This is a genomic window from Acetobacter cibinongensis, from assembly GCF_000963925.1.
Lineage (GTDB): Bacteria > Pseudomonadota > Alphaproteobacteria > Acetobacterales > Acetobacteraceae > Acetobacter > Acetobacter cibinongensis.
In genome coordinates this window covers 219,594-239,854 of record NZ_BAMV01000008.1, presented here as the reverse complement: position 1 = coordinate 239,854, position 20,261 = coordinate 219,594, and the positions used below count along the sequence as shown (strand labels likewise).

The following is a 20,261-nucleotide window of genomic DNA, read 5'->3' as shown; positions in this document are numbered from 1 at the left end:
GAAAAATGACAATGCACAGCGCGTCCCTTTGGCAGCAAATGCCATCTTCCGGGCGTCTTTTTGTACGCTTCTGGGGCGGCTGTGCCGTTGCCGCTGGCGTATTGGCCATTGGGCTGCAAATTGCCGGCCCGCCACCCATGGGCGGTGACGATATTGACGTCTCCACCCCTGCGCTTAACCCTGCGGATAAATCGGATATTCCCGGCCCGCAGGCTGACCTGCTGGAAAAAAGATCTGGCCCTAACGGTTACCCCTTGCCGCGCCGCGGTCAGCACGGCCATGTGGCACGGCAGGTATATGCAGCCCCCGCCGTCGATGTTCCGGCAGGAGAAGCCCAGATTGCTCTGGTCGTAACAGGTGTGGGAGACGCCAGCGCCCTGACGGACGAGGCTATGACCTCTCTACCCGGTGCGGTCTCTCTGGTTATTTCTCCCTATGCGCCTGACATGAAGCACTTGCTGGAGCAGGCACGTGCCAACAAACATGAAACCTTGGTATCTCTGCCCATCCAAACGGGCAAAGGGAACGCTGAGGCAGCCGCCTCGTTAGCGGGTCCGAATGCTTTGGGAAGCGATCTTTCCGCACGCCAGAACCTGCAAAACTACCAGTGGGCCTTATCCAGCCTTGCAGGTTATGTTGGCGTAACAAATGCAGCGTCCGGCGCTAACCAGAGTGACTTTACACACTCTCCAGCCTTCAGCCCATTGCTGGACGATATTGATAAGCGCGGCCTTCTGTACCTGAACGCCACGCCTAATACCACGCTACCCAGCAAGACCGGGGTTACAGGCACTGCTGATATTGCTGTGAATACGGATGCGGATATCGTCAATATTGATATTCAGCTCCTCAAGCTGCAACAGGCCGCCCGCCGAAATGGTCGGGCCATTGGTGTCATGGGGCCACTGCGCCCCGTTGCTCTAGCCTGTCTGCGCGCCTGGATTCCACACCTGAAAGACGTAGGCATTACGCTTGTGCCGGTGAGCATGCTGGTTGCCCCACCTGCTCAACCACAAACGCCTCCGCCCTCTTCCAACGCAGGGCCAACGCTGGATAACGGGGCAATGCGCGTTCACCTGACCAACCCAAGAATGGGCAGACAGCAGTAATACTAGCTTTCTTACTTTCCGTCCGACACAGAAGAACGAGCCACGCTGAGCATGTTACCGCAAGACCTTCCCTACCGCCCCAATGTCAGCGCTCTTATTGTGCGCGCAGATGGTAAATTACTGGCTGCGCGACGCACAGACATGCCCGGAGCAGGCGGCCCATTATCTGAAGGTATTTGGCAATGCCCTCAGGGCGGCATTGATACAGGCGAGGATACGCGCCACGCCGTACTGCGTGAACTGCATGAAGAACTTGGGACAGACAAATTCGTTATAAAATACGAATATCCTGAATGGATCCCGTATGACTTGCCAGAGCATCTGATCGGCAAAGCACTGGGCGGGCGTTACAGGGGACAGACACAAAAGTGGTTTGTTGTTGAATTCCTCGGCAAGGACTCAGACATAAACCTAGCTTTTCAGAACCCCCCGGAATTTGATGTCTTCCAGTGGGTATCACCAGCCGAATTTCTGGCGTTGGATCTTGGCTTCAAAAAAGCGCTCTACGAGCATGTTCTGGCGCATTACACTTCGCGCCCGTGAGGCGTGAAGTATTCTAGCTCATAGCCATTTCTCGCCGCTATCGGTCTTGATCAACACTGTACGGTAATTCTGGCACCCGTGCTCGTACCCCCTCGTACAGTGAGGCATACCCCTTAAACTTATAACTTCTCCAGTCATAAAAAAGGGCCTGTACAAACACTGTACAGGCCCTTTTTGTGTTGAGTTCAGAACTTAATGTGCAGCACCTGGCTTGCCATTTCCCCGCACCGGAGAAAACAGGAAGCAGAATGGGACACACAAAAACGCCCCGATACCCAAAATCATGAACACTTCATTATAGGTCAGCAACGCAACCTGCTGGGAGAAGCGTACAAACTGTACATGCTCCGCTATTGCCTGCGCTGTTTGCGGCAAAGCCCCATTGGCTTCTGCCGCTGTTTTTACATGGTTCAGGTAGTCATTATAAGGCTGATGGAACGGGGTCATCCAGTGCACCATATGGGCTTGGTGCGCCTGCCTGCGTTCGGTCAACAAGGCTGTTGCGCCCGAAATTGCCAAAGACCCCAGAACGTTACGTGACATACTGAACAACGCTGACGCATCCGCATTCATCTTTTCAGGGATGGTCGAATACGCAATGGTTGAAAGCGGCACGAACAGGAAGGCCAGACAAGCCGTCTGGATCATGCGGAAGAAGACCAGATGTTTGAAGTCAAGTGCTGGCACAAGATTGGCGGAAGTATAAAGCGCTATCCCCATCAGGAAGAACCCCAGCGCAATCACGTTACGAACGCTCGTAAGCGACATAAGCTTTCCGACAATGGGGATAAGGATAATAACGGCAATACCGCCCGGCGAGAGGATAAGCCCGGATAGCGTGGCCGTGTACCCCATCACCTGCTGCGCAAACTGCGGCACAATAATTGCCGAGGCATACAGCAACGCCCCCATGGCCCCGATAAGCGCCGTACCCACTGCAAAATTACGGTCCTTGAAGACACGCAGGTCCACGGCAGGTTTGTCCGTATGCAGCAGCCACATAATGGCACCACCAATGCCAAGCACCGCCAGAACAGCCATAATACGAATGAAGGTTGAGCCGAACCAGTCAGCATCCTCACCACGGTCAACCATCACTTCAAGGCAGCTAAAGCCTAGTGTGATCAGGCTTATACCTATTACGTCAACCGGGGCTTTGCGCTTTCTGGCCCACGGCGGGTCTTCCACCATGGTGGCAACACCCAGCGTTGTCAGGAAGCCAAACGGCACGTTGATGAAGAAGATCCAGCGCCATGAGAAGTTATCGGTAATCCAGCCCCCCAGCGTTGGGCCAATAACCGGACCAACCACAGCGGCAATGGCTGTCAGGCCAAAGGCAGCAGCCCGCTTTTCAGGCGGGAAGCTGTCAAGAATGATGGACTGCTGATTGGGCTGCAACCCTCCGCCAAAGAAGCCCTGCATCATACGAAAGATGATGAGTTCCACCAGCGATGTGGCCATACCGCAAAGAAACGAGGAGACAGTAAACATGACAATACAGATCATGAAATACTGTTTTCGACCAAAGACCTTTCCCAACCATCCGGAAATGGTCAGAACAATACCATTAGCAACAAGGTAGGCGGTCAGAGTCCATGTTGCATCGTCATAAGTGCTTGAAAGACTGCCAGCAATATGTGGCAGGGACACGTTAACAATTGTCGTGTCCAGAATTTCCATAAAGGCCGCCATCGTTACCACGAAGGCAACGGCCCACGGGTTGTGGCGGGGTTTCCACCCCGCCTTAGCTGTGTCGGCCTGTCCGCTCATTGCGCAGTATGCTCATGAGCTGGTTGCGCCGCTGTGTGCGCCGGGGCATCAGAATGGCCATCTGTGTCGATATGCACCACTGGCACAACGGAAAGCCCCAGGGCCAATGGCAGGTTGGGATCCAGGCCATCATCAATCAGAATTTTCACCGGTACACGCTGTACAATTTTCACATAGTTGCCGGTGGCGTTTTCTGGCGGGAACGCGCTGAAGGTTGCACCTGTGCCCTTCTGCAGGGAGTCAACATGGCCATGCAGTTTGAGGGAGGGATACGCATCCACCTTCACATCCACGGCTTGGCCGGGGCGGATGTGGGTGAGCTGCGTTTCCTTATAGTTGGCAACGACCCATACTTCCGGCTCAACAATAGACAGCACATGCTGGCCGGCAGCAACGTAGTTGCCACGCTCCAGATTACGCTGGGAAATCCAGCCGTCACAGGGGGCACGGAGTTCCGTCCACTCAAGGTTCAGAGCAGCGTTATCAAGGTCAGCCTGAGCAGATTTAACCTGCCCTTCCTGCTGGCTGACACGAATTTTGGTATTGTTGATGTTGGGCAGAACAGGTGTAGCCGTCTGTACCGCACCTTGGGCTTCCATAACCTGCGCCTTGGCAGACTCCAGCGCGGCCCGCGCGTAGTCAATATCCTGCTGCGACGTTGCGGCACGCTCAACTGAGCGCTGGCGTTTGTAATCTGCTTCAGCTTTCAGGGCCTGCGCCTTGGCGGCTGCCAGATTACCCTGCGCCTGCGTCAGGCGGCCCGGGAATTCAAGTGCGGCAACATCCCGCAGCATCTCAGACGCCTGAAACCCCGCCTGTGCCTGTTCCAGCACGCCTGCTGCTTTATCACGCGCAGCCTTCCAGTCTCTCGGGTCAATACGGGCAAGTAGCTGGCCCTTGTGAACATACTGGTTATCGTTCACCAGCAGTTCAGTCACATAACCACCAACATGCGGAGAAATGGTGACAGCACGGCCTGCGGTAAAGGCGTCATCCGTCTCCACCTCGTTGCGGGTCAGGAACCAGTAAACCCCTGCGGCAACAGCCAGAACCAGAATAACGACCGTAAGAATAATCTTACCGCGCGCACTCTTTTTCTTCTCAACAGGCTTTGTCCCGTTCTCAGCCTCTTCACCAGACTGTTCGTTATGGTCGTCAGCCATCCTGTTCCCCGTCTTTCACACGCAATACCGCACTCACATCCGGCCATGAGCGCTCATCTTGTCGCGTCACTGACCGATCGGTTCGGTCAGTATGTGACACGATCAGAAGAGCGCTTCAAGCAGGCATAACATGACCGGCCTGATTTTCACGCCCGCCCGGCCAAATGAAGCCAGAGAAAAGGTCTACTGAAACAAACCCTTAAACCCATTCTCCGGCATGTCTCTTTTTAGCGTTCCAGCCCCTGCGTACGCACCAGCCGGGCATAGAGGCCATCCTGCTCCATAAGGCTTTCATGGGTGCCACTCTCCAGCGCACAGCCCTCAGCCAGCACCACGACAAGGTCGGCGGACCGCACGGTGGAAAGCCGGTGCGCGACAATAATGGTGGTCCGCTTATCCCGCATTTGTGCCAGCGCCTGCTGTACGGCGGCCTCATTTTCACTATCCAGCGCGCTGGTCGCTTCATCCAGCAACAACAACCGTGGGTCACGCAAGAGCGCACGCGCCAGCGCCACACGCTGCCGCTGCCCGCCGGAAAGACGCTGACCACCCGGCCCTACGTTCGTTCTGTAACCGTCCGGCAGGTTTTGAATAAAGGAGTCTGCCGCGGCGGCCTGTGCAGCGTCCTCAACCTGCTGTTCAGACGCATCCGGCTTGCCAATCAGGATGTTCTCGCGCACGGAATAGTCAAACAGCAGCGGGTCCTGACTGACATAGGCAATAGCGCCACGCAGGCTCTCAAGCGTTAACGTCCGTAAATCCTGCCCATCCAGCAGAATGCGACCAGATGTGACATCATGCAGACGCGGCACCAGAGACAAGGCGGTAGACTTCCCGGCCCCAGAGAGGCCGACCAGCGCCACGGTCTGCCCCGGCAAAGCCTCAAAGCTCAGTTTATCAAGCCCTACGCGGCCATCACTGTAAACAAAGCCGACATCCTCAAAAACCAGATGCCCCTGCCCCGGCGGCAGCGCCACAGCATTCGGGCTATCAGTCACGGCAGGTTTTTCATCAATAATGCTGAAAATGCGGATCAGACCAGCCAGCCCTTCCTGCACTGCCGCATTAAGAGACCCCAAGGCACGCAGCGGGCGGGCAGCCAGCAGCAATGCCGCCACAAACCCGGAAAAATCACCAAGCGTGGCGCCGCCCATGGCAGCGCGCCACCCGGCAAACCCCAACACGGCTGCCACAGCAGCACCACCCAGAGCTTCAAGCAACGGGTCAACACGCGCACGCCCTTTGGTGATGCTGAGCATAGCAAGATACAGCCGATCGAAAGACAGCGTCGCCCGTGCCTTCTCGCCTCCCTCCATACCGTACACCCGCACGGTCCGTGCCTGAGAGAAGCTTTCTGTCAGGAAGGCCGCTGTCTCGCCAATACGTTCCTGCATACCGCCAGAGGCCCGACGAACCCGCTTGCCCAGTTTTTGAATAGGCACAGCCGCTATGGGGTAAAGCAGGCCTGCAATCAGGCTCAGTTCCCAATCCATGTAGAACATGGAGACAATCAGCCCCACGACCGTCACAACATCCCCTAGGGAATTGACGGCCCGGATCATGGCTTCCCGAATAGAGACGGCATCTGTTGTAAAACGGGCTGCCAGCTTGGCCGGGGCCTCGCTTTCAATACGGGTAATGTCTGTTTGCACAAGGTGCTCAAACATCGTGCCCTGCAAGCCGCGTATCACCACCAGAACCAACCCTTGCGCGGCCAGCGTCTGAGCATATTGGGAGATTGCCTTCGCAAGCGTAATCACCACCACCAGCATGGGCACTTGGTACAGAATACGCGGGTCACGCTCTGCAAACATATCCAGCGCACGCTGGATCACCAGCGGATACAGCGCGGTAAACACGGCGGTGAGCACTGTCAGGCCAATAACAGCAACAATACGGCTGGGATAAAGCCGAACCTGCTCGCGCCACAACCGCCCAAGCAACACGCGCGTATCATCACCGGAGAGAGCCGCTTTTTCGCGCTTCTTCTTTTTGGAGGAGCCTTCATCATCCTGCCGTGTTGCGGCAGACTGTTCAGGGTGCTGCGCCTGCGCGGACGCGAGGGAAGACGGAGACGGTGCAAGTGGGTCAGAAGAGCTCATGCTGCTTCCTCTACCAGCCTCTTCCCCACGCGTGAAAGCCGCCGACCCTAAAAAAATTTATACTCTGCCGCACTCAGGAGACCAAACCCGCATAAGCAAGGCATGCCTGCCGGGATGCCACGCAGCCCCCTTGCTGCCACCAGTGCCGAATATGCGCCAGCGTACGCCCGACTTCCGGCCCCGGCGGCAAACCGGCGGCAAGCAGGTCTCTCCCCGCCAGAGGGAAGACAGGCGTATCCATGGTGGCAAGCCTGTGACGCAAGTCCGCAAACTGAGCTTTTTCCTCGTCTGACTGAGGCCTCTCGCGGTTCAGGTCAGCCTGCACCAACCATGTCCGCCCTATTAAAATAGATGCTGGCGTATCAGATAACAGGCACCGTAGGGCCGCGTCGTCCATATCGGGTGCCGGAACAGGCTGCTCCGTGAAAGCTTTTAGAGAGACCTCATCCGCGCGGGAAAATTTTAGCCCTCGGGCCAGTGTCGTCACATCCCCTTGCACAAGAGCGGCAAGACGCAGCACGGCATCGGCGGGAGGCATCAAATCTATCAAGGCTTTAAAGCGCTCTAATGTGGTCCCTTGGGGGAACAATGCCTGCAACACACCAAGCTCTGCCATAAGAGCCAACTGCCCTGCCGGAGCAGGCCCGCTCAAGAGGCGCTGCAACTCTGACCAGATGCGCTCCACGGAAAGACGCGCCAGCAGCCCAACCCGGTCTGCAATGGCTTTCACCGCATCCCGGTCTGGCTGACCTTGGCCATAACGCGCCTGAAACCGGAAAAACCGCAAAATACGCAGAGCATCTTCTTCTATGCGCAGGCCAGCTTGGCCGACAAAGCGCACATGCCCGGCAAGAAGGTCCGCCTGCCCGCCAAAATAATCGTGAAGCTGCCCCTCTTTGTCACGGGACATGGCATTGATGGTAAAATCCCGCCTTAAGGCGTCTTCCCGCCAATCCTGTGTCCAGCACACAACGGCGTGGCGTCCGTCCGTTTCCGTATCTCGCCGCAAGGTCGTAATTTCATACGGCGCCGCCCCGATAACCGCCGTTACCGTGCCGTGGGACAGCCCGGTCGGCACAACTTTTATCCCCGCAGCTTCCAGCTTTTGCTGCACCTGTTCTGGTGGCTCTGGTGTGGCCAGATCAACATCTGCAACGGTGCGGCCTACCATCAGGTCACGCACAACCCCACCAACCAGACGCGCATCTGGCAGAATACGCCAGATGTCAGCCAAAGCCTGACGTTGCGGAAGGCTTAACCCCTCACTCCCCTTTGTCAGCACAGGCTGCGTTTCTTCCTGCGCCATAACTCAGCTTTCCGCTGGCATACGGGAAAGCGGAAAAAAACAGTCACAGCTCCACACGCCCATACACGGCACACCGTTGCACTGCCCAGGCTCGGCCAGAGCCGCAAGCTCGTACCAGACCGAGCGGGAAAGACGCGCCTCTATTGGAAAGCGGCCATCTCCGGCCCGTACGGTGATATAAGGGGGGCAGCCACCCTCGGCGCATGCATCTGGCGGAACATCCCATTGTGCGCGAATCGGGTTCTTCCGACTGGCAACCACTGGTTCGTCCACATTGGTGCAAAAACAGAGCTTTTGCGCCCGTCCACAGCCCTTCCAGTCCAGCCCTACGGCCAAAAACGGCACATCCTCTACCTCAATGCACCCACTCTCAAACGGAGTGCGGAGGAGATATGCCCCTTTATCATCCCGCGTGAGCATGGACCCGAACAAACAGACCATGGCTTTGCGCTTGATAGGCGTACCCTTATAAAGCCAGACACCATCACGCTTTATCAAAAACGGCAGTTTTCTGTCAGTTCCGCCGCGTGCGGCTTCCTCCGGTCCTGCGGTATGGCAGGGCACCGCGCGCTGTTGGAATGGGCCTTCATCATGCACTGGCAGATAATCCTGTTATGACTGTTTCACTGCGTAGACCATGATATAGGGATGATACCCCGCTTGATGTAAGCCCCGTATCTGCCCAGATTGGACCCATGACCGCATCAGACCCTCAGCCGATCACCGGCCAGACCGCCACACCAACCCCAGATGTGCGTGAGGCAGACCGCCTTTGCGCCCACCTGAAAACAGTGCAGCAGGAAATTGCGCGCATTATTTTTGGGCAGGAACGGGTCATAAACCAGACCCTTACGGCTATACTGGCAGGTGGCCACGGGCTGCTGGTTGGCGCTCCGGGCCTTGGTAAAACCCTGCTGGTGACAACACTTGGCACCGTGCTGGGGCTTGATGCCCGGCGCGTGCAGTTTACCCCAGACCTGATGCCCTCCGACATTACCGGCAGTGAAATTCTGGATGAAGACGCGGCCGGTCATCGGAGTTTTCGTTTTGTGCCCGGGCCGGTGTTCTGCCAGCTTCTGATGGCCGATGAAATTAACCGTGCCAGCCCCCGCACCCAGTCCGCCCTGCTTCAGGCCATGCAGGAACGGCGCGTTGCCATTGCTGGCACAGACCATACGCTGCCTCACCCCTTCCATGTGCTGGCAACCCAGAACCCGCTGGAGCAGGAAGGCACCTACCCCCTGCCAGAAGCCCAGCTTGACCGCTTCATGCTGCAAATTCCGCTCAACTTCCCTGATGAAGCAGCGGAGCGTGCCATGTTGCTGGCCACCACAGGGGCTGAAAGTGCTACAGCCCAAGCAGTCATGACACCGCAGGACCTACTGGCCGCACAATCCCTTGTCCGCACCCTGCCGGTTGGTGACAAGGTGGTGGATGCCATCCTGAAGCTGGTGCGCTCAGCACGGCCCGAAACCACGTATGATGACACCCTCCGTAACCAGATTGCATGGGGCCCCGGCCCGCGTGCAGCGCAGGCGCTCATGCTTGCTACGCGCGCAAGAGCCCTTCTGGATGGACGCCTCTCCCCCAATCTAGACGATGTGATTGCTCTGGCGCACCCTGTTCTGGCCCACCGCATGTCCCTGACGTTTGCGGCGCGTGCGGATGGGGTGCAGCTTGATGCTGTCATCACTCAGCTCCTCAAACATCTGGGCTGACATCTTGCTTTCTCCCGCCAGTCTCCTGCAACGCCTGAAGGGACGCACCAGTCAGGCTACGTCCGTACTGAAGGGGAGCGATTGGGCCGCCACGCAGGATTTTTCCGCGTCTCTTAACGGCAGGCAGCCCGATGGTAGCGGCAATAATGCCCTCTCGGTGCAAGGCAGTCACCTTGGCCCACAGGCAGCGGCTCTTGCTGCCCGCTTGCCGGACATGCTGCTCAAAGCGAACCGTATTGCCGCGACACTCTATGCGGGTCAGCACGGCGAGCGGCGCGGCGGGTGGGGCGAAGCCTTCTGGCAATACAGGCAAGCCCAGCCGGGGGAACCTGCGGCGCATATAGACTGGCGGCAATCCGCCCGCAGCACACAAACCTACGTGCGTGAAACCGAGGCCGAGGCACCACAAACCCTTCTTTTGTGGTGTGACCTCTCACCGTCCATGCGATGGCGCTCTCACACTACTCTGCCGGAAAAGCGTGATCGTGCACTGCTTCTGCAACTCACGGTAGCAGCTCTCCTGTTACGCTCCGGAGAACGCGTACGCCTGTTGACGCCCGCCGGGTTGGCCACCCTTCCTACAGGCGGCAGCCCGTTGGAACGACTAGCTCTGGGTCTGTTGCGTCTTGCAGGTACAGCCGAGCCCTCTTACCCCGCTCTGCCTGTGGCTGCGTATATTCCCCGCCATGCCCACCTGCTGATAACGAGCGATTTTTTATGCGAGGATGCGGCTTTGCACACGGTGCTCCGTCAACTGGCGGGCGTTCCTGCTACAGCGCATCTCCTCCATATTTATGATCCGGCAGAACGAACGCTCCCTTATCAGGGCCGCATTTCATTTGAGGGGCTGGAGCAGGAAGCGCCGCTTGACCTGCCACATGTGCAATCGCTTCGGGCCGATTACGAAAAACAGTTTCTGGCCCGTCAAAATGCCCTCACAGCGCACGCTGCACGTTATGGCCATTCGCTAGTCAGCCACTGCACGCAGGACACACCGCTGAGCTGCCTGCTGACACTTCAAAACCAGGTACGCCATAAGGCAGCATTGAAGGGAGACCGCGCATGATCTTCCTGACCCCCCTCGCCCTATTGGGGCTGTTGAGCCTGCCGCTCGTATGGTTTCTGCTCCGGGCAACGCCACCGCGCCCACGCAGGCAGAGTTTTCCTGCCATCCAGATCTTACGCAGCCTCCATCCGCAGGAAGTAGATGCCAGCCGTGCGCCCTTGTGGCTGCTGCTCATACGGCTGTGCGCTGTGACATTGCTGGTTCTAGGGCTGGCTCATCCTGTCATTACGGGAGATGCTCTCCCGTCCGCTGGGCATGGCCCCCTTGCCTTGGTGCTGGATGATGACATGCTGTCCGCTGCAAGCTGGCCAGAGCGGCTGGCTGTGGCCCAAAGCCTTGTTGATGATGCGGACCACGCCAACAGGCCCGTTCTCCTGTTACGCACAGCGGGCACACGTGCTGAAGACGGTACTGACGCGCCTCCCACACTTCGTCCGGCAAAAATGGTCAGGCAGGAACTGGCCTCCCTCCGCCCCTCCCCGTGGGGAACAGACCGGACGGCTCTGGCCCGCAAACTTGCTGCTCACAGCCTGCCATCCATCGGAAATGTGGTGTATATCGCCAACGGAGTGGCCAGTGACGGGGATGCCCAGTTGGCAAAACTCTTGCAGGCCCTAGGTCCCGTTCAGGAAATACGGATCCCTGACAGTGCCATATACGCCCTGCAACCGGCGCACTCCCATACCGGTGCCGTCATGGCGCACCTTCTCGCCCTGCCCGCCGAGGCCCCGAGGGCTGTTACCGTGCATGTTCATACACAGGGTGGCGGAACGCTTGCCGTTGTTCCTGTAACACTTCCCGCCAAAAGTGGCGGGACGGACGTTGTGGTGGATCTGCCGACCACGGTGCGCAACCGGATTGACCGGCTGTCTCTCTCCGGTCAGCCAAGTGCGGCCACCACGCTGTTGCTTGATGAAGGTGACCGCCTGCGCCCGGTTGGTCTCATGACCACAGGCGCTGCCGATACTCCTCTGATTGGCCCACTTTTCTACCTCCGTCGTGCTTTGGCCCCCACAGCAGACCTGCATGAAGGCCCTGCCGCAACCCTGCTGGCCCAACCCTTTTCTGTGCTGATTGCGCCCGATGGGGCCTTGGCAGACCCAGCCCTACGCCAGAAAGTAGCGGAATGGGTCAAAAATGGCGGCACGCTTATTCGGTTTGCTGGCCCGGCTCTTGCAGGGGCCCAGCACGATGGTAGCGCAACCCCTCCACCCGATGCCCCCGCTGGCACAGACCCTCTGGATAACGGACACGATGCCCTGCTTCCCGTCGCCTTGCTGGACGGGTCACGACAGCTTGGCGGCACCATGACCTGGGGCACACCGCAGAAGCTTGCTCCGTTTGACGCATCTTCTCCTTTCCACGGGTTGGCCATTCCGTCAGACGTCACAATTTCCCGGCAGGTACTGGCCAGCCCCATGGCAGACCTGTCCGCCCATAGCTGGGCGCGACTGGCGGATGGCACACCGCTTGTGACCCATAAAGAACTTGGTAAGGGCGAGGTCATTCTCTTTCATGTCAGCAGCACGGCAGACTGGTCTAACCTGCCGCTTTCCGGCCTGTTTGTCAGCATGTTGCAACGCCTGACAGAGCACGCAAATGGGGTCAGCATTCCAGCCGATACCAGTATTCTGTCGCCTGTGCTGACATTGGATGGAGACGGCGCGCTTGGCCCTCCACCAGCCACAGCCAAAGGTTTGCGGGCCAATGCTTTTGCCACCACACAGGCATCTGCGGCACATCCACCCGGCCTGTATGGCCCACGCGCCACACGCCGTGCTCTTAACGCAGCAACACAGTTGCATACATTGACACCAGCAGCAGCGTTTGGGGTCATAACCAGCCCGTCTGGTCATAGACCGGACACACCCGTAGGCCGCTATTGCCTGCTGGCTGCTCTTGCCCTGCTTCTGCTGGACGCCGCGCTGGTTCTGGCCATGCGGCAAGGCTTGAAACTGGGCAAACGCCCTTTTAGCCGTCGTAGCAGTATCGCCATGGCATTTGTCCTGCTGTGCGCCGCGCAGCCCGCCGCACAGGCACAAACACCTGCGACCCCAACAGCCAATACGCCAGCAACGGCCCATGTGCCCGGCGGGGCGCTGGAAACCCGGCTGGCTTATGTTCTGACTGGCCACACCGATATTGATACCGTCTCCCGACAGGGTCTTCAGGGCTTGTCTGACTATGCCAACGCCCGTACCTCCGCCATGCTCGGCCACCCGGACGGAGTGACCATCGGGCAGGATGATTTGAGTTACTATCCCCTGCTTTACTGGCCAATTACGGCAGATGCGCACATCACCCCCCAACAGACCGCTGCGTTGACAGCCTTTATGGCGCATGGCGGCATTTTGCTGATTGATACGCAAGGGCAGGATTCCGGCAACGCTGACACTGCTGACCCCTCTTCCGGATTTGCCGGGGATGCCCCTGGCTCACGCTCAGCCCTGCGGCGCGTGACGAATGGCCTGCCCATTCCGCCACTCAGCGTCATGACCGACCATCACCTTCTGGCACATACTTTTTATATGCTGCATGAGTTTCCGGGCCGTTACGCTGGCCAAAACATTTGGGTCGCGCGTGAAGGCGTTGCGGAGAATGATGATGTCAGCCCGGTTATCATCGGTTCAGGCGACTGGGCGCACGCCTGGGCGGTCGATGAAAATGGCAACACACCCTACGCCGTTATTCCCGGCGGAGCGGAGCAGAGGCAACTGGCGTATCGCTTCGGGGTTAATGCCGTTATTTACGCCCTGACAGGCAATTATAAAGCAGATCAGGTGCACGTGCCCATGCTACTTAAACGGCTGGGGGAATAAGAGGCCATGCTTACTCACCTCACCTCCAGCTTTGGCTTTGCGCCTCTTGTGCCTGTGTGGGTTCTAATCACACTTGGCTTCATCGCTCTTGCCCTCTGTGTCTACGCCTTGTTCCACCGCACAAAAGGCGCGTTTTTCCGGCTGGCTGCCATTACTTCGGTTCTGGTATGGCTGGCAGGACCACAACGCCTGCATGAAAGCTGGCATATGCTGCCAGAAACCGCATTGCTGGTGGTGGATCAATCCCCCTCCATGTCACTGGGCCAACGCGCGGCACTGGCACAGCAGGCAGAACACCTGCTGGCGGATGAAAAGAAGCAGGGCCTCAGCCTCCGCACAGTGACAGTGCGAAATTCCGGCCATGATGGTACGCGCCTGTTTGACGCGCTGGATCAGGCTGCGGCGGATATTCCCTCTGACCAATTTGCTGGAGCCATACTGCTCACGGATGGTCAGGTTGCGGACACACCGCAAACCCTGCCCGAAAAACTGACACTCACCGCTGCGGATAGCAGTAAAACCACGCTGCCACTGCATGTCATTCTTCCCGCCAAAGGGGAGGAAAGTGATCGCCGGTTAAGGGTTCTGCAAGCTCCGCCCTATGCTATTGTGGGCCAGCCCGCCACTGTGCGTGTGCAAGCCGATGATTCCGGCCCCGGCACAGCAAAAGGTACCCCGGCTACGCTGACGGTGCGTGTGAATGGGGATGCCCCTTTCACCTTACCAATTAAGACAGGCACACCACAGGATATTGAAATACCGGCCTCACACCCTGGCCAAATCCTTGTCAGCCTTGCTGTGTCCCCTCTGGAGGGCGAGGTCTCCAGCCTGAACAACCAGACCGTTACCCGGATGAATGGCATACGCGATCGGCTCCGGGTTCTGTTGATCTCTGGCACACCTAATCAGGGGGAACGGGTCTGGCGGCGTCTGCTGAAAGCTGACCCGTCTGTCGATCTCATACACTTCACCATTCTGCGGCCACCGGATAAGGATGATGGTACCCCCCTGTCCGACCTCGCTCTGATTGCCTTCCCGGTTCGGGAGCTTTTTCAGGAAAAGATTGATCAGTTTGATCTGATCATTCTGGACGGGTTTGAAAATCAGAACATCCTGCCCCCCAGCTACCTGCGCAACATTGCAAATTTTGTGCGTAAAGGGGGTGGCCTGCTATTGACTGCCGGGCCGGAATTTGTCGGCCCCGGTACACTACAGGACACGGCGGTAGGCGATATTCTGCCTGCGCATGTTCCGCTTGATGGCAGCATGGTAGAGCAGGCCTTCCGCCCGCGCCTAACAGCAGAGGGGCAAAATCACCCGGTGACGGCCGCTTTACCGGGTGCGCCAACCCCCGGCACCGGCGCACAAACGGACACGGCGCAAACCATCACAGGCCAGTGGGGGCCGTGGTATCGGTCGCTCAAACCCAGTTCCACACATGGCCAGACCTTGCTCAGCGGGCCGGACAATGCACCACTGCTAGTGCTGGACCGGGTTGACCAAGGCCGGGTCGCCCTTCTGCTCTCTGACCAGATATGGCTCTGGTCACGGGGTGAAGGCGGCGGAGGGCCACAGGCTGAGTTGTTACGCCGCATTTCTCACTGGCTCATGAAAGAGCCGGAACTGGAAGAGGAGCAACTGACAGCACAAGATGAAGGGGGCGTCCTCACAGTCACGCGCCGCAGTGCCACTGGCAGCACGCCTGCCACCGTGACAGTTACGGCACCGGATGGGCAGACACACCCTCTGGCGCTAAGCCCTGTTGAAGCGGATAAAACTGCGTCCTCTCCCTCTCCTGTAAAAAATGGCATCACCACTGGCCACATGCAGGCGGAGCAAGCCGGGATTTGGCAGGTCGATGATGGAAGCCACAAGGCTTTTGCTGCCGCCATGCCGCCTGATCCACAGGAATTTACTGATATTCGGGCAACGGCGTCCCGTCTCGCATCCCTCAGCACCGCCAGCGGCGGTGGTGTGTTCTGGACAGGCGCTCCGGCACAGGCTCCAAGCCTTAAACTGGTCAATGGCTCGTCTTTTCACGGGACGGACTGGGCGGGATTTCCACATAGGAATGCCCATGTTGTCACAGGCCGGACGGCAACACCGCTCCTGCCTGCGTGGCTTATGCTTATTGTTTCACTCGGCCTTCTTTTTGTAGGCTGGTGGCGGGAAGGACGTTCTTGAGCGGCTTCTTCTTCCCGCCGTCCTGCCAATGTGATAGTTTGGCTGTTATCGTTTTCCGTATGGACAGAACATGACCCGCTTGTTCCGCATTCTTCCGGCTACTTTGGCCTGCTCTGGTTTTCTGGCAGTTGCCCTTCCTGCCTCCGCCTGGGCGCAATCCGCCCGTGAGCAGGAGCAGCAGGCCGCTGCGGAAGAAGCCCAGCAAAAAGCTGAGGCTGCCAAAGAAGCCAAACGCGCAGCCCCACCGGCCGCCATTCCCGGCGCAGGGAATGAGGAAGATGACGGTGAACATGCCAATGCGGACATGGAGCCAACCGCTGCCCTGTTTGACGCCATTAATCGTGGCAGCGTCAGTGCGGCCAAAGAATCTATCAACCGTGGCGCGGACATGTATCACCGGAATATTCTGGGACAGACGCCGCTTGAAATGTCCATTGACCTGAACCGTAACCCCATCACCTTCCTACTGCTCTCCCTCCGCAGCGCGGACGAACAAGGGGCACGCACCGCCGTGGCAACCGGCGAGCCGAGCATGAGCATGGAAAATGGTTCGGGCCATCTTACAATCGGTGCAGGCAAAGCCCCGAGCAAGACGTCACGCTATGGCACTCGTTATGATCAGTCTGGCGGCACAGCCAAGCCGGAAATCGGCTTTCTCGGGTTCGGCGGCAGATAAGCCTAAGCAGTTCAAACAAAAAAAGCCGCTCTTTATGAGCGGCTTTTTTATTACGCAGGCAGTTTTGTTTTAGCCAACCGCCGTTTGTAACGCCATTTCCATAGTCTGTTGTGCCAAGGCCAGACTTTCCTGCCGCAGCACATCCAGAGGCAGCAATTCTCCATTCCGCTCAAAGTGCCAGAATGTCCAACCGTTGCAGGAGGGAGCATTTGTCAGCATAGCGCCCATTTTGTGAATGGAACCGCGCTTCGTGCCACTCACCAGCGTACCATCCGGTGCAACCGTTGCCTGAACGCGCTGCTTCTTGTCACACAAGGCAACACCGGCACCAATCAACCCCTGCTCCACCAGACTACCAAACGGTACACGTGGCGTTTCGCGCTTATCAGGCGTTGCCTGTACGGCGTCCTCGGCCAGTGGCACTTCACGCTCAACGCGGTCTCGTGCAGCCGCCACATAGTCCGGGTGACGCTCAATTCCTATAAAGCGGCGGCGCAACCGACGGGCCATAGCCGGTGTTGTGCCCGTGCCTGTGAACGGGTCAAGCACCACATCCCCAACAGCGGTGGAGGCCAGAATAACCCGGTGCAGCAAGCTTTCAGGCTTTTGTGTCGGGTGCAGCTTCAGGCCATGCTCGTTCCGCAGGCGCTCATTCCCGGTGCAAAGGGGCAAATACCAGTCTGACCGCATCTGCACATCATCATTCAGGGCTTTCATGGCCTGATAGTTGAAGCGGTAGCGGCTTGTTTCGCTTTTTGCCACCCAGATCATGGTTTCGTGCGCATTGGTAAAGCGCCGCCCACGAAAGTTAGGCATAGGGTTGGACTTCCGCCACACAATATCGTTCAGGATCCAGAATCCCAGATCCTGCAGAATAGCCCCGATGCGGAAAATATTGTGGTAAGACCCAATTACCCACATGGTGCCATCTTTATGTAGCACCCGGTGCGCTTCCGTCAGCCAGTCCCGCGTGAACTTGTCGTAGGCCTGAAGGTCTGTGAATTTATCCCAGTCGTCATCCACCCCATCAACAAGACTGTCATCCGGGCGGCGCAGTTCACCACGCAACTGAAGGTTATAAGGCGGGTCTGCAAAAATGCAGTCCACGGAGCCTGAAGGCAGGCCACGCATGGTTTCCACACATTCGCCGCGCAGAATCTGGTCCAGAGGCAGTTCCATGCCCATTGATTGTGCGCCGCTCATGCCCGGCCCTCCCTGTTAAAAAATTCAAGTTGCCGGCGTACTGTGCCGAAAGTTTTACGATGATGCGGGGTGACGCCCACTGTGGTCAGCGCATGCCGGTGCACAGGCGTGCCGTAACCGGCATTCCTGTCCCACCCATAAGCAGGCCAACGGGCATCCAGACGCGCCATGATGCGATCGCGCACCACTTTGGCGATGATGGACGCCGCCGCGATAGACAGGCTCAGGCCGTCACCGCCAACCAGCGTTTGTGTGCTGCACCCAAAATCCGGGGTCTTGTTGCCATCAACCAGCACATGATCCGGCAGGCTTGGCAGACGTGCTACAGCACGCTGCATGGCCAGATGTGCGGCATGATGGATATTCATGTCGTCAATTTCAGAGGTGGAAGCTGCGCCAAGCCCAATTTCAATACCCGGCACAGTGGGCAGGCGTGCGGCTATGGCCTCACGCAGCACTGGCTTCAGTTTTTTGGAATCATCAATAACGGCAGCCAGGTCATCCGGCACGCCAGCGGCAAACACGACTGCGGCAGCCACGACAGGACCAGCAAGCGGGCCACGACCCACTTCATCCACTCCCGCCACACGCCCACCGTGTTGCATTTCCCGCGTAAAATCCGGCATTGCCCCTCTTTCGACTGATTTGGAACGACTCGGTTAAAATTACCGAGTCGCACCATCACCGACTCTGTGAGGCAAGGAGAATCACTTTTTGACTCCGAGCGCAAGACTCGGAGTCGGTATTTTTTTAGGAACGTTTGCCACGTGGGAAAAGCAGCCAGCCAACCAGCAGGCCAACCACGGACACAATACCCAGTGACAGCAGGGGTTTATCACGCACTAAGGTCACGGCTTTTTCCACCACGCCTTCACCTTCTTCGTACAGGTCAGCAAAGTCCTGCTGGGCGGCGCCAGTGAACTGGTCAAACTTACCTTCAGCCTGCAACCCCAGATCACCCGTCAGACCACCCACGGCGTCTTTGACGCGTCCTTTGGTTTCATCAACCAGACCTTCAACCTTGTTGGACACGTTTTTCAGTTTATCGTCAGCCATTTGGCGTCTCCTTTTGTTATCGTGTTCCCACACACATCCGCTTAAAAAAGCGGTAATAGTGCGTGGTCGGCTGTTGCATCAGACCGCAAAAACGCGTCTCTGACTAGCATGGTGTCACTCAGCCGCGTTCATCTCACAGCCCTTATTGTCGCTTCCATGCTGTTTATGGAGCAACTTGATGGCACCATTCTTTCAACAGCCCTCCCATCCATTGCTAACAGTTTACATGTGGATACGGTTGCAACGTCTGTTGCGCTGACTGCATATATTATTGGTTTGGCCATATTTATCCCCGCTTCCGGCGCTTTGGCAGACCGGCTGGGCAGCCGCACCGTGCTGAGCGGGGCCATTATTATGTTTGTCTTGTGTTCGGTTGCCTGCGCATCCGCGCATAGCCTTACGTTTCTGGCTTGTATGCGCACATTGCAAGGCATTGGCGGAGCACTGATGGTGCCGGTTGGCCGCCTTGTGGTTTTACGCAGCACCCCACGGGAAGAGCTTGTCCGCACCATGACGTGGATGATGCTGCCCGCAACACTTGGCCCTCTGCTCGGGCCGGTTGTAGGCGGCTTTATCACCACCTATCTTTCTTGGCGGTGGAATTTTTACCTTAATATACCGGTTGGCATTATCGGCCTTATCCTCACCCGGCGCTTCATTCCGGAAGTCAGGGAGAAGCATCCGCCACCATTTGACCTCAAGGGCATGTTTCTTGCCGGGGGCGGGCTGGCCCTCCTCTCTCTTGTCGCGGAACTGTTCAGCCACAATGAGGGCACTAAAAGCCTTATTCTCACGCTTCTGCTGATGGGCACGGGCCTGATGAGCATTTACGGCCTTCATGCCCAGCGCATCCGCGCTCCCTTGCTGGACTTCCGCCTTCTGGCCACAGACACGTTCCGCATTTCGGTCATAGGGGGTGCAGCCTCCCGCATTGCCGTGGGGGCCTTCCCCTTTCTGCTGCCAACCTTCCTGCAAATTGGCACCGGCATGACGGCCGCACAAAGCGGCATGGTGACTTTCCTGGCCCCTGTTGGGGCAATTGGCATAAGGCCATTTGTGCCCGCCATACTGCGTAAATGGGGCTTCCGGCGGGTTTTGGTCACAAACGGACTTTCCGCAGGCATACTGGCCGCACTTTTGGCCCAGTATCATCGTGGGCAATCGCTCTGGGTTCTGGCAGCCATCCTGCTGGCGTCCGGCATGGCGCAATCCGTACAATTTTCGGCCTACAACACCATTGCCTATGCCGATATTCCGGCCAGCCGCATGAGTGCCGCAACCAGCTTTTATGCCACCATGCAGCAACTGATGCTCTCTTTGGGCATTTGCATTGCCGCAGGCACCCTGACCCTAACGGGCATCCTGAATTTCCATTCTGAACCCACGCCACATGACTTTGTCATAGCGTTTCTGGTGGTCGGGTTTATCTCGTTACTGGCCACCCCGGCAGCCGCGCGGCTCGCCCCCAATGCGGGCGCTGTTTTAACCGGTAAAAAGGCATAAAATCAGCCTCTTGCTGGCCATTTGCATATGTCATTTTTAATAT

General features: G+C 57.8%; 16 protein-coding genes. 8 read left to right on the top strand and 8 right to left on the bottom strand.

The genetic code is table 11. The features are described from left to right. Positions 1 to 5: 5 nt before the first annotated feature. On the top strand, positions 6 to 1,109 hold the full coding sequence (locus Abci_RS05550; protein ID WP_244877589.1) for a divergent polysaccharide deacetylase family protein: 1,104 nt from the start codon (positions 6 to 8) through the stop codon (positions 1,107 to 1,109). A 51-nt stretch (positions 1,110 to 1,160) separates the two neighbouring features. After that, positions 1,161 to 1,652 (top strand): RNA pyrophosphohydrolase, encoded by a 492-nt coding sequence (locus Abci_RS05545; RefSeq protein ID WP_048838139.1) that lies wholly within the window; start codon positions 1,161 to 1,163, stop codon positions 1,650 to 1,652. A 192-nt stretch (positions 1,653 to 1,844) separates the two neighbouring features. Here Abci_RS05545 and Abci_RS05540 read toward each other — a convergent pair whose 3' ends face one another. The 5 genes from Abci_RS05540 to Abci_RS05520 form a co-directional block, all read right to left on the bottom strand. Then, the gene (locus tag Abci_RS05540; protein ID WP_048838138.1) at positions 1,845 to 3,422 is read right to left on the bottom strand and encodes a DHA2 family efflux MFS transporter permease subunit; all 1,578 of its coding nucleotides are present in this window, start codon (positions 3,420 to 3,422) and stop codon (positions 1,845 to 1,847) included. Next, on the bottom strand, positions 3,419 to 4,585 hold the full coding sequence (locus Abci_RS05535) for an HlyD family secretion protein (protein WP_048838137.1): 1,167 nt from the start codon (positions 4,583 to 4,585) through the stop codon (positions 3,419 to 3,421). The genes Abci_RS05540 and Abci_RS05535 overlap by 4 nt, the downstream gene beginning before the upstream one ends. 227 nt (positions 4,586 to 4,812) lie before the next feature. Beyond that, positions 4,813 to 6,687: an ABC transporter ATP-binding protein gene (locus tag Abci_RS05530; protein ID WP_084597535.1), complete on the bottom strand. Its 1,875-nt coding sequence runs from the start codon at positions 6,685 to 6,687 to the stop codon at positions 4,813 to 4,815. 73 nt (positions 6,688 to 6,760) lie between these two features. Further along, complete coding sequence (locus Abci_RS05525; protein ID WP_084597534.1) at positions 6,761 to 7,993, bottom strand: CCA tRNA nucleotidyltransferase; 1,233 nt, start codon at positions 7,991 to 7,993, stop codon at positions 6,761 to 6,763. Between the two features lie 3 nt (positions 7,994 to 7,996). Beyond that, positions 7,997 to 8,557 carry a DUF1285 domain-containing protein gene (locus tag Abci_RS05520; RefSeq protein ID WP_048838176.1) on the bottom strand — a complete coding sequence of 187 codons (561 nt, stop codon included), beginning with the start codon at positions 8,555 to 8,557 and terminating at the stop codon, positions 7,997 to 7,999. A 131-nt stretch (positions 8,558 to 8,688) separates the two neighbouring features. Here Abci_RS05520 and Abci_RS05515 point away from each other — a divergent pair, with 131 nt between their 5' ends. The 5 genes from Abci_RS05515 (at position 8,689) to Abci_RS05495 (ending at position 16,456) form a co-directional block, all read left to right on the top strand. Further along, entirely contained in the window at positions 8,689 to 9,711 is a 1,023-nt protein-coding gene (locus Abci_RS05515; protein ID WP_048838136.1) for an AAA family ATPase, read from the top strand. Beyond that, positions 9,674 to 10,777 carry a DUF58 domain-containing protein gene (locus tag Abci_RS05510; RefSeq protein ID WP_048838135.1) on the top strand — a complete coding sequence of 368 codons (1,104 nt, stop codon included), beginning with the start codon at positions 9,674 to 9,676 and terminating at the stop codon, positions 10,775 to 10,777. The genes Abci_RS05515 and Abci_RS05510 overlap by 38 nt, the downstream gene beginning before the upstream one ends. Next, the gene (locus tag Abci_RS05505) at positions 10,774 to 13,596 is read left to right on the top strand and encodes a DUF4159 domain-containing protein (protein WP_048838134.1); all 2,823 of its coding nucleotides are present in this window, start codon (positions 10,774 to 10,776) and stop codon (positions 13,594 to 13,596) included. Before Abci_RS05510 ends, Abci_RS05505 begins: the two co-directional genes overlap by 4 nt. A 6-nt stretch (positions 13,597 to 13,602) precedes the next feature. Continuing rightward, the gene (locus Abci_RS05500) at positions 13,603 to 15,780 is read left to right on the top strand and encodes a hypothetical protein (RefSeq protein ID WP_048838133.1); all 2,178 of its coding nucleotides are present in this window, start codon (positions 13,603 to 13,605) and stop codon (positions 15,778 to 15,780) included. Between the two features lie 70 nt (positions 15,781 to 15,850). Beyond that, a complete protein-coding gene (locus Abci_RS05495; RefSeq protein ID WP_048838132.1) occupies positions 15,851 to 16,456 on the top strand; it encodes a hypothetical protein in 606 nt (201 codons plus the stop codon). A 69-nt stretch (positions 16,457 to 16,525) separates the two neighbouring features. On the opposite strand, the gene Abci_RS05490 is transcribed toward Abci_RS05495, so the two are convergent. From Abci_RS05490 to Abci_RS05480, 3 genes are all read right to left on the bottom strand, one after another. Further along, positions 16,526 to 17,659, bottom strand: a complete 1,134-nt coding sequence (locus Abci_RS05490) for a site-specific DNA-methyltransferase (RefSeq protein WP_048838131.1) — start codon at positions 17,657 to 17,659, stop codon at positions 16,526 to 16,528. Continuing rightward, positions 17,656 to 18,285, bottom strand: a complete 630-nt coding sequence (locus Abci_RS05485; protein ID WP_048838130.1) for a ribonuclease HII — start codon at positions 18,283 to 18,285, stop codon at positions 17,656 to 17,658. Before Abci_RS05485 ends, Abci_RS05490 begins: the two co-directional genes overlap by 4 nt. A 124-nt stretch (positions 18,286 to 18,409) precedes the next feature. Continuing rightward, positions 18,410 to 18,715, bottom strand: a complete 306-nt coding sequence (locus tag Abci_RS05480; protein ID WP_048838129.1) for a CsbD family protein — start codon at positions 18,713 to 18,715, stop codon at positions 18,410 to 18,412. A gap of 108 nt (positions 18,716 to 18,823) precedes the next feature. Between Abci_RS05480 and Abci_RS05475 the strand changes: the two genes are divergently transcribed. After that, positions 18,824 to 20,218, top strand: a complete 1,395-nt coding sequence (locus tag Abci_RS05475; RefSeq protein ID WP_048838128.1) for an MFS transporter — start codon at positions 18,824 to 18,826, stop codon at positions 20,216 to 20,218. The last annotated feature ends 43 nt before the right edge of the window (positions 20,219 to 20,261 follow it).

Coding starts and splice junctions, on each gene's coding strand:
- Abci_RS05550 (WP_244877589.1), top strand. CDS start 6: ATGACAATGCACAGCGCGTCCCTTTGGCAGCAAATGCCATCTTCCGGG.
- Abci_RS05545 (WP_048838139.1), top strand. CDS start 1,161: ATGTTACCGCAAGACCTTCCCTACCGCCCCAATGTCAGCGCTCTTATT.
- Abci_RS05540 (WP_048838138.1), bottom strand. CDS start 3,422: ATGAGCGGACAGGCCGACACAGCTAAGGCGGGGTGGAAACCCCGCCAC.
- Abci_RS05535 (WP_048838137.1), bottom strand. CDS start 4,585: ATGGCTGACGACCATAACGAACAGTCTGGTGAAGAGGCTGAGAACGGG.
- Abci_RS05530 (WP_084597535.1), bottom strand. CDS start 6,687: ATGAGCTCTTCTGACCCACTTGCACCGTCTCCGTCTTCCCTCGCGTCC.
- Abci_RS05525 (WP_084597534.1), bottom strand. CDS start 7,993: ATGGCGCAGGAAGAAACGCAGCCTGTGCTGACAAAGGGGAGTGAGGGG.
- Abci_RS05515 (WP_048838136.1), top strand. CDS start 8,689: ATGACCGCATCAGACCCTCAGCCGATCACCGGCCAGACCGCCACACCA.
- Abci_RS05510 (WP_048838135.1), top strand. CDS start 9,674: ATGCTGTCATCACTCAGCTCCTCAAACATCTGGGCTGACATCTTGCTT.
- Abci_RS05505 (WP_048838134.1), top strand. CDS start 10,774: ATGATCTTCCTGACCCCCCTCGCCCTATTGGGGCTGTTGAGCCTGCCG.
- Abci_RS05500 (WP_048838133.1), top strand. CDS start 13,603: ATGCTTACTCACCTCACCTCCAGCTTTGGCTTTGCGCCTCTTGTGCCT.
- Abci_RS05495 (WP_048838132.1), top strand. CDS start 15,851: ATGACCCGCTTGTTCCGCATTCTTCCGGCTACTTTGGCCTGCTCTGGT.
- Abci_RS05490 (WP_048838131.1), bottom strand. CDS start 17,659: ATGAGCGGCGCACAATCAATGGGCATGGAACTGCCTCTGGACCAGATT.
- Abci_RS05485 (WP_048838130.1), bottom strand. CDS start 18,285: ATGCCGGATTTTACGCGGGAAATGCAACACGGTGGGCGTGTGGCGGGA.
- Abci_RS05480 (WP_048838129.1), bottom strand. CDS start 18,715: ATGGCTGACGATAAACTGAAAAACGTGTCCAACAAGGTTGAAGGTCTG.
- Abci_RS05475 (WP_048838128.1), top strand. CDS start 18,824: ATGGTGTCACTCAGCCGCGTTCATCTCACAGCCCTTATTGTCGCTTCC.